This window comes from Capnocytophaga sp. oral taxon 329 str. F0087, assembly GCF_000213295.2.
Lineage (GTDB): Bacteria > Bacteroidota > Bacteroidia > Flavobacteriales > Flavobacteriaceae > Capnocytophaga > Capnocytophaga leadbetteri_A.
Map to the genome: position 1 here is coordinate 1 of NZ_KN389990.1, position 7,244 is coordinate 7,244.

7 protein-coding genes and 1 other RNA gene are annotated in these 7,244 nt (G+C 39.6%); 7 read left to right on the forward strand and 1 reads right to left on the reverse strand.

Annotated elements, in window-relative coordinates:
• Positions 1–289 precede the first annotated feature (289 nt).
• From HMPREF9074_RS02915 to HMPREF9074_RS02930, 4 genes are all read left to right on the forward strand, one after another.
• Entirely contained in the window at positions 290–1,102 is an 813-nt protein-coding gene (locus HMPREF9074_RS02915; RefSeq protein WP_009389893.1) for a type IV secretion protein Rhs, read from the forward strand.
• Between the two features lie 206 nt (positions 1,103–1,308).
• Positions 1,309–3,099, forward strand: coding sequence for an anaerobic ribonucleoside-triphosphate reductase (gene nrdD / locus HMPREF9074_RS02920; protein WP_009389894.1), 1,791 nt, complete (start codon positions 1,309–1,311; stop codon positions 3,097–3,099).
• Positions 3,080–3,550, forward strand: a complete 471-nt coding sequence (gene nrdG / locus HMPREF9074_RS02925) for an anaerobic ribonucleoside-triphosphate reductase activating protein (protein WP_009389895.1) — start codon at positions 3,080–3,082, stop codon at positions 3,548–3,550. The genes nrdD and nrdG overlap by 20 nt, the downstream gene beginning before the upstream one ends.
• Before the next feature lie 164 nt (positions 3,551–3,714).
• Positions 3,715–4,404: a molecular chaperone DjiA gene (locus HMPREF9074_RS02930; protein WP_052141363.1), complete on the forward strand. Its 690-nt coding sequence runs from the start codon at positions 3,715–3,717 to the stop codon at positions 4,402–4,404.
• A gap of 21 nt (positions 4,405–4,425) precedes the next feature.
• On the opposite strand, the gene ffs is transcribed toward HMPREF9074_RS02930, so the two are convergent.
• Positions 4,426–4,524: signal recognition particle sRNA small type (gene ffs, locus HMPREF9074_RS11840), an RNA gene on the reverse strand.
• A gap of 86 nt (positions 4,525–4,610) precedes the next feature.
• Here ffs and HMPREF9074_RS02935 point away from each other — a divergent pair.
• The 3 genes from HMPREF9074_RS02935 to HMPREF9074_RS02945 form a co-directional block, all read left to right on the forward strand.
• Positions 4,611–5,204, forward strand: coding sequence for a TatD family hydrolase (locus HMPREF9074_RS02935; protein WP_034539655.1), 594 nt, complete (start codon positions 4,611–4,613; stop codon positions 5,202–5,204).
• Between the two features lie 101 nt (positions 5,205–5,305).
• On the forward strand, positions 5,306–5,500 hold the full coding sequence (gene rpsU, locus HMPREF9074_RS02940) for a 30S ribosomal protein S21 (protein WP_009389899.1): 195 nt from the start codon (positions 5,306–5,308) through the stop codon (positions 5,498–5,500).
• Positions 5,501–5,706: 206 nt separating this feature from the next.
• Positions 5,707–7,244: leucine-rich repeat protein (locus HMPREF9074_RS02945; protein WP_034539641.1), on the forward strand; the 1,538-nt coding region annotated here is incomplete at its 3' end.

The following is a 7,244-nucleotide window of genomic DNA, read 5'->3' on the forward strand; positions in this document are numbered from 1 at the left end:
GTTTTTAATTTTTGTCTGCAGCAGACAAAAATTAAAAACAAACCCTTATTAAAAAGTTACTTTTATTACTTGAATTTAGGATTCATAGTAATTGCTTTTTTGTTTTCGGCAAAGGTAAGAATTTTTTTCTTTTTATAGGTAATTAAAGTTACAAATATAACAAAACACCCCTGATTTAGCAGGTATAAAGGGCTTTGCCATTGTTTTTGGCATAGTTTTAGATTGCTAATTCGGCATAAATTATTATCTTTGCACCTTTAAAATAAAATTTATCTTATTAATTTGTATTATGAAAAAAATTGTATTTGCATTATTTCTCGTTAGTACCGTAGCTTTCGGTCAGCAAAACAAAAAAACTGACTTGCAAAAAGCAGGCTTACAAGGGAAAGTGAAAAGCTATCGTATGATAGGCTATGAGTTTGATGAAAATGGTAAAGAACAGTTGATGAACTCTGAATTTTATGCCGAATTTGACAAAAAAGGTATGAATACCAAAATGCAGGCTAAAAACGGCGGCACGGTTATCAACTACGTAGATAAACGCGATGAAAAAGGAAACCTTATAGAGTCAGATTCAAGAGATGCCAGCAACACCTCTATGTCTAAAAACACATACGAATACGATGAGCGCGGCAACCGCGTACGCCAAGATGTTATTACCCCTGATGGTAGCGTGTTTATGAGTCGCGTAAGTGCTTATGACGCTCACGACCGCCTAATAGAGGTAAGCGAGTGTTTAGCAGGATTATGCGACAACAAAACCGTATACGTATATGACAATAACGATAAGGTTTCAGAAGAAAGAAAACTTGGCAAAGGCGATGTACTAAAGAGCAAAACGGTATTCACCTACGATGCCCAAGGCAATGCTGTAGAGAAAAAAGTATATGATGGCGAAGGAAACCTCAAACAAAGAATAGTAAGCGAGTTTGACGCTCATAACAACGCTGTAGAAGTAAGTTATTACGATGCTGATGGCACTATAGCTAAGAAAGAGAACTACACTTTAGTATACGACAAGAAAAAGAACTGGACAAAGAAAACTACCATCATAGACGGCAAACCTACTATGATAATGGTACAAAAAATAAAATACTTTTAAGAAAAGCAAATAAAAAAAGCAATAGCGCGATTTAGAAATTAAATCGCGCTATTATTTTTTTACTCATTAGCTAATCTACTAATTTACAATTCGTTCTGCTAGCTGTTGAAAACTGTGTTGATAAGTATTTTAAAAGAATGGAGAAGCTATCTCTTTATTGCCTAACTTTGCAGCAGAAATAAGAAATAATAATAAAACAAAAAACTATGTCTAAGTTTACAAAACTCACTGAGGAACAGTTGCTTACCAAACGCAACTTTATAGAAAATTACCTCACTTCGCACAACGCCGCTACAGGTTCTCTCTTTGATGCCAACGCCAACGTAGCTCATAAAAACATCGCTACTATGGAGGCTGAACTCAATAAAGACATCAATATTCAGGTGAACCGCTCTTTAGTCTCTCATAAGATTGAGCAACTCTTTGGCAAAGATTTGGCCGAGGAATACATACGCCAAATTGAGAGTCACGAAATCTATGTACACGATGAAACAAGCCTCAAACCCTACTGTGTGAGCGTATCGATGTACCCACTGCTATTAGACGGGCTGTTGAAGCTCGGAGGCGAAAGCAAAGCCCCTAAACATTTGGCAAGCTATTGCGGTTCGTTTGTCAATTTTCTATTCTCCGTATCTTCGCAATTTGCAGGAGCAGTCGCTACGGTAGAGTTTCTGATGTATTTCGACTATTTTGCCCGCAAAGACTTTGGCGATAACTACCTCAGCACCCACCGCGAGGTAATAGAGAACGAACTTCAACACGTGGTATACGCTATCAATCAGCCAGCTGCTGCACGTGGCTATCAGTCGGTATTCTGGAATATATCACTCTACGACCGCCCTTATTTCGATTCGATGTTCGGCACCTTTGTTTTCCCTGATGGCAGCAAACCTCTATACGAGAGCCTCGACAAACTGCAACAGTTCTTTATGCACTGGTTTAACATCGAGCGCACTAAGGCGATACTCACTTTCCCTGTGGTAACCGCTGCAATGCTCACCAAAGACAAGCGCGTGTATGACGAGCATTTTGCTCAATTCTGTGCTAAAGAACTCAGCGAAGGGAATGCGTTCTTTGTATACCAGTCTGATAACGCCGACTCCTTAGCCAGCTGCTGCCGTCTGCGCAATGAGATTTCTGATAACACTTTTAGTTATTCGCTTGGTGCAGGAGGGGTTTCTACTGGTAGTATTAATGTGATAACTATCAATATGAACCGCCTTTACCAAAAAGGACTATCGTTAGAAGAAACAGTAGATAAGATACAGAAGTACCAAGTAGCCTACCGTGCCATTGTGCAAGACTACAAAGATGCGGGTATGCTACCGGTGTATGATGCGGGCTTTATATCGCTCGACAAGCAGTTCCTAACCATTGGCATCAACGGAATGGTAGAAGCTGCCGAGTATATAGGCATCAAAATATCTGACAACCCCGACTATAAGGCGTTTATCAACAAAAATCTAAAGGTAATTTACGACAAGAACAAGGAAGCTAAAGCTAAATATGGCTTTATGTTCAACACTGAGTTCGTGCCAGCTGAGAATTTAGGGGTGAAGAATGCCGCGTGGGACAAAGCTGATGGCTTGCAAGTGCCTCGCGATTGCTACAACTCATATTTCTACATAGTAGAAGACGACTCGCAAAACCTTATTGATAAGTTCTACCTACACGGCAACGACTATATACAATACTTAGATGGTGGGTCAGCCTACCATTGCAACCTCGAGGAGTATCCTACCCAAGGAGGATTCTACAAACTGCTAAATGTAGCGGCTAAGACAGGTTGTAACTATTTCTGTTTCAATATCCGCGTAACCGTTTGCAACGATTGTGGATATATCAACAAACACACCACCGACCATTGCACGCACTGCCATTCACACGATGTAGATTATGCTACCCGCGTGATAGGCTATCTGAAGCGCATCAGCAATTTCTCTAAAGACCGACAAAAAGAAGCCAAAATACGTTACTATGGGCATACTACGGTATAGCAGTTACGACATTGTCTTGCAAGAAGTCCCCAACGAGATATCCCTGTGTTTCACTATCACAGGGTGTCCGTTGGCTTGCGAGGGTTGCCATTCCGAATATACGTGGGATGGTAGCAAAGGTTGTTTGCTCAGCAATGAACTATTAGAAAAACTCTTAGACCGTTATGAAGATACTATCAGCTGTGTGCTCTTTATGGGGGGCGAGTGGCAAGCGGAGACCTTGCTATCGTTTATCCTTACTGCCAAGTGCAAACAGCTTAAGACGGCTCTCTACACGGGGCTGAATATGAAGCAAGTACAGCGTCAGTGTCCCGAACTACTCGCCTGCTTAGACTATATCAAGACTGGCAAGTGGCTGCCCCACCTCGGAGGTTTAGACAGCCCCACCACCAACCAAGAGTTTTTGAATTTGCAAACAGGAGAGATGTTAAATAAGTTGTTTTGGAAATGACATATTAAAAATTGGTACAAGTTTTGCGGGGTATTTGTTTCTAACTTTTTAATACTCAAAACACTAAAACAATGAATACCGTATGGATTTTTACCGTTCTCGGTTATATATTCTTCAGAATACCTGGCGCTATTATAGGCTTCTTACTGGGTTTAGCTTCTCGAATGTTCAGTTCAAAAAATGAAAACGGAGGCTTCTCGTCTTTTTCTAACTCTCGTCAGGAAGATATTTCACCCGCTAGTTTTGAACTTAATCTCTTATCTCTCTGTACTTTAGTAATCAGAGCCAACGGACAAGTAACGCAAGCCGAACTCGACTTCGTGCGCCAGCAGTTTGTCTCTCTCTACGGAAAAGAGCGCGCTAATGCTGTATTTCGCACTTTCAACGACCTGAAAGGACGCCAAATATCTGCCGAACGCGTGGCCACTTACGTGCGTATGCGCACCACCTATGAAACCCGCCTACAGATACTATACTTCCTCTTTGGCATTGCACAAGCCGATGGCTATGTAAGCAGTGATGAAGTCAATCAGATAGAGCAGATAGCCTATTATCTTCGTTTAGAAAGAAGCGATTACGAAAGCATCAAAGCTATGTTTACCACTGCCAATGGCAGCCGCTACCAGCAGCAAAACACTCAGCGCAATACCCCCGATGCCTATAACATATTGGGTATCAGCAGAAATGCTACCGATGCCGAAGTAAAACAAGCCTATAGAAATATGGCAAAAAAATATCACCCCGATAAGGTGATTACTGATGATGAAGCGATAAAGAAAGGCGCTGAAGAAAAGTTCAAACAAGTGCAACAGGCATACGAACAAATAGCCAATGAGCGCGGTATGAACCGATAGTCCTGAGTTAAGGGCAAAAAAAAGTGGCAAGCTACCTACATCGCACCGCTACAACCGAATACCTTTGCTGTGTTCCCACCCTGGAGGATTTTTCAGGAGCTGGTCGTGTAGGACTTGCCGCTGCAAATGTACAACTTTTTTATTACATACCAAATTTTTTGAGAGAAATGTTTAAAAAAAATAGCAATACCCCCTCTCCTAGCCCCCTGTATTTAGACCTGCATTCGCATACCCAATACGCCTCTGCCGATACCTTGGTCATCCGCAACCAATACCCCCTAACGGCAGACCCTTCCCTACCCTTTTCAGTAGGTATACACCCTTGGTTTTTAGACAATTGGCAAGCGCAATTAGAGGCTATAGGTACCTTAGCTTCGCACCCCAACTGCTGGGCAATAGGGGAATGTGGCATCGACAAAAACACCTCTACTCCCCTACCCTTGCAACAGCAAATTTTCACCGAACAAATAGCCATAGCCGAAGCACTGCAAAAACCCCTCATTATTCACTGCGTAAAAGCCTATAGCGAAGTCATAGCCTTGCGCCAACGCACGCAGGCACGCCAGTTATGGGTGCTACACGGTTTTCGCAAAAACCTCCCTACCGCCCAAGCCCTTCTCTCTCACGGCATTGCTCTATCTTTCGGAGCCGCCCTACTGCGCGACCCAAAACTGCAACAAGTTTTTCAAACCCTCTACCCCCGTTACCGCGATTATTTTTTCTTTGAAACAGACGATGTCGAACTAAACGTAAAGACTCTTTACCAATTTGCTGAGCATCTTAAAGCTACCCAAAAATAGAAAAATACACTAATTCACTAAAATTTCTATTCTAATACTTTGCCAATTAATAATTATTTCCTACTTTTGCGCCCTGAAAAATAAAAGGAGGTGTATCAGCTATGTTAATAATACCTATTAAAGACGGAGAAAGCATTGATAAGGCTTTAAAGCGCTACAAACGCAAATTTGACCGTACAGGAGTAGTACGCGAGTTACGTGATAGACAACATTTCACTAAAGCCTCTGTGCGCCGCCGTGCACAAATTCAGAAAGCTCAATATATTCAACACTTGAGAGATCAAGAAGAAATATAAGGAGTATTCTTTAAGTAAAATAAAAATGGGATTTTAATAAAATCCCATTTTTGTTTTTATTTGATTATCAACTACTTATAAACTATTGTTATAAAAACAACAAATTATTCTACACAAATTTACTCTCTTTTTTTTGCATATCTTAAAAAAATATACTACTTTTGTAGCGAATTGGAAATAATATAATATAAAAAAATTTAGTAAAAATGAAAACTACAACCCTTATTCTAACAGCCGCTGTAGTTGCTACTACTTTATTTAGCTGTGGTAAAAAAGACGACAGCAGTGATGAAAAAAAGTTCTCTGTAAGTAGTACACAAGTAACTCTTATAGAAGGAGGCAAAACAACTATAAAAGTAAGTACTCCTGCAAATAGCTTGACTATAGTATCTTCCAATGAAAATGTAGCAACTGCTACTCCACAAGATAAAACAGTCATGGTACAAATCAATGGAGAAAAAGAAGGTACTGCTGTACTAACTATTACTGACCCTCAAAAAAATAGTGCTAAAGTAAATGTAACTGTAAACAAAAAAACTTCTCAGTCTAATGGTAAACGTTTTGAAGTGAAGAGTGATGTCATCTTCCTCAAGAAAAATGAAGAAACTGATGTAACTGGCTGGGTAAAGAAAGGTTCAGGCAATTATACCGTTTCTACTCCTAACACCTCAGTAGTAAAAGAGGCTGGTAAGAAAAACGGAAAATTATACGCTATTGGTTCTGGCGAAGGTCTTACTGACAAACTAAAATTCAAAGATTTAGATTATAATGAAGAATTAGAAGTGCCTGTATATGTAATAGTTCCTTTTACTGCCGTAGGTATACCTGCCTCTATGGCGGTTAATGATGTGCAAACATTTAATCTTACAGGGGTTTATAATACAGGTAGTTTACAAAATGGTCGTTACGACAGAGTAACTATCACTGCTAACAATGATAAGGTAGAAGCTACCCTTATAACCAAAGATATAAAAGCTCAAGGTAATAATCAAGGTACCAAATTAGGTGAATTAGTAACAGGTATCAAGATTACTGCTAAACAAGCAGGCGAAGCAGTAATACAACTTACTAACGGCGACGGACAGTCACTACAAATCAAATTTACTGTAACAGCTTACGTAGCCAACAACTACTTCAACGTGAATGCTGATGGAGTACTAACTGTAAAATCAGGTGTAATACTACCTGCTGAAGTAGTACTACCAAGCAACGCTAAAAAAGTAGCTGAAAAAGCATTTAAAAATCAACCTAATGTTACTTCTATTGATTTCAATAATGTAACTGAAATAGAAGGTAGCCTTTTTGATAATGTAGCAAATCCTACAGGTATCAATATTACTAAAGTAATTATGCGAAAAGTAGAAAAAATAGGTTATGACACCTTTAGAAATGCTGTTCACTTAAAAGTAATAGAGTTCCCTTCTACCCTTAAATTCTTAGGTAACCAGTCTTTATTTGGTTGTACTGCACTAAGAGCCGTAGCTTTCAGAAGTACTACCCCTCCAAAAGGTATGACCTATAGTGGTAGTGAATTGGAAAAAGCAGAAAATGCCCTTGATACTGATAGAGGTAATAGAGTAAGATTATTCATTCCTATTGGTAGTGCAACCGCTTATCAAACAGCCTTAAATACCAATAGTAAATTTAGATATTTAAAAGGTGCTAAAGGAGTAAATTGGTATACTGGAGATACTCACCAAGCTATCGTAGATATAGCTAACTTTGATAAAGTAGACTTTACTAA

Excerpts from the sequence above, each read along its gene's own strand:
- HMPREF9074_RS02915 (WP_009389893.1), top strand. The coding sequence starts at position 290 with ATGAAAAAAATTGTATTTGCATTATTTCTCGTTAGTACCGTAGCTTTC.
- nrdD (WP_009389894.1), top strand. The coding sequence starts at position 1,309 with ATGTCTAAGTTTACAAAACTCACTGAGGAACAGTTGCTTACCAAACGC.
- nrdG (WP_009389895.1), top strand. The coding sequence starts at position 3,080 with ATGGGCATACTACGGTATAGCAGTTACGACATTGTCTTGCAAGAAGTC.
- HMPREF9074_RS02930 (WP_052141363.1), top strand. The coding sequence starts at position 3,715 with ATGTTCAGTTCAAAAAATGAAAACGGAGGCTTCTCGTCTTTTTCTAAC.
- rpsU (WP_009389899.1), top strand. The coding sequence starts at position 5,306 with ATGTTAATAATACCTATTAAAGACGGAGAAAGCATTGATAAGGCTTTA.